Annotated in this window: 9 tRNA genes and 1 rRNA gene; all 10 read right to left on the bottom strand. The window is 51.7% G+C overall.

Annotated features, from left to right (window positions below):
- Nucleotides 1-148: 148 nt before the first annotated feature.
- Nucleotides 149-224: transfer RNA gene (locus BMW59_RS21285), tRNA-Ala, on the bottom strand.
- Nucleotides 225-233: 9 nt separating this feature from the next.
- A tRNA-Pro gene (locus BMW59_RS21280) sits at nucleotides 234-310 on the bottom strand.
- A gap of 9 nt (nucleotides 311-319) precedes the next feature.
- Nucleotides 320-396: transfer RNA gene (locus tag BMW59_RS21275), tRNA-Arg, on the bottom strand.
- Between the two features lie 9 nt (nucleotides 397-405).
- Nucleotides 406-494 (bottom strand) — tRNA-Leu (locus tag BMW59_RS21270).
- A gap of 37 nt (nucleotides 495-531) precedes the next feature.
- A tRNA-Gly gene (locus tag BMW59_RS21265) sits at nucleotides 532-606 on the bottom strand.
- 5 nt (nucleotides 607-611) lie between these two features.
- A tRNA-Leu gene (locus BMW59_RS21260) sits at nucleotides 612-696 on the bottom strand.
- Nucleotides 697-703: 7 nt separating this feature from the next.
- Nucleotides 704-779, bottom strand: a tRNA-Lys gene (locus BMW59_RS21255).
- Nucleotides 780-785: 6 nt separating this feature from the next.
- Nucleotides 786-861 (bottom strand) — tRNA-Thr (locus BMW59_RS21250).
- Between the two features lie 15 nt (nucleotides 862-876).
- Nucleotides 877-952 (bottom strand) — tRNA-Val (locus BMW59_RS21245).
- Nucleotides 953-960: 8 nt separating this feature from the next.
- A 5S ribosomal RNA gene (gene rrf / locus BMW59_RS21240) occupies nucleotides 961-1,077 on the bottom strand.
- Between the last annotated feature and the right edge of the window lie 5 nt (nucleotides 1,078-1,082).

Raw genomic sequence — 1,082 nt, 5'->3', positions numbered from 1 at the left:
CGCCGCCAGCGTTCGTCCTGAGCCAGGATCAAACTCTCCATAAAAGAGTTCGATGTCTCTGACATCAAAATAAAAATAATTCATTGACGGGATATTTAAATATCCCTCTTCGCTTGGCTTTTTGTTTAGTTTTCAAAGGTCAAAAAAATGGTGGAGCCTAGCGGGATCGAACCGCTGACCTCCTGCGTGCAAAGCAGGCGCTCTCCCAGCTGAGCTAAGGCCCCTCTAATCAATGGTCGGGAAGACAGGATTTGAACCTGCGACCCCTTGGTCCCAAACCAAGTGCTCTGCCAAGCTGAGCTACTTCCCGTTGATAATATGGCGCGCCCGAGAGGAGTCGAACCCCTAACCTTCTGATCCGTAGTCAGACGCTCTATCCAATTGAGCTACGGGCGCATATTAAACTGGTGCCGAGGGCCGGACTTGAACCGGCACGGTAATCACTTACCGCAGGATTTTAAGTCCTGTGTGTCTGCCAATTCCACCACCCCGGCAGGACTTAATGTATATCAAATTAATAGAAAGTATCTCTGGAGCGGAAGACGAGATTCGAACTCGCGACCCCCACCTTGGCAAGGTGGTGTTCTACCACTGAACTACTCCCGCAAAGATGGTGCGGGTGAAGGGAGTCGAACCCCCACGCCCGAAGGCACTAGATCCTAAGTCTAGCGTGTCTGCCAGTTCCACCACACCCGCATAAAAATGGTGAGCCATGAAGGACTCGAACCTTCGACCCTCTGATTAAAAGTCAGATGCTCTACCAACTGAGCTAATGGCTCGTACTATGGTGCTGGCCAGAGGACTTGAACCCCCAACCTACTGATTACAAGTCAGTTGCTCTACCAATTGAGCTAGGCCAGCATAATTAAATTATAATGGTGGAGGATGACGGGCTCGAACCGCCGACCCCCTGCTTGTAAGGCAGATGCTCTCCCAACTGAGCTAATCCTCCGATATATCGCCCAGCGACGTCCTACTTTCACAGGGGGAGAGCCCCCAACTATCATCGGCGCTGGAGAGCTTAACTTCCGTGTTCGGCATGGGAACGGGTGTGACCTCTCCGCGATCGTCACTGGACATAT

Origin of the sequence: Salipaludibacillus aurantiacus, from assembly GCF_900111295.1 — a bacterium.
GTDB lineage: Bacteria > Bacillota > Bacilli > Bacillales > Salisediminibacteriaceae > Salipaludibacillus > Salipaludibacillus aurantiacus.
Note: the sequence above shows the minus strand (reverse complement) of the source record. Positions and strands in the feature narration are given on the sequence as shown.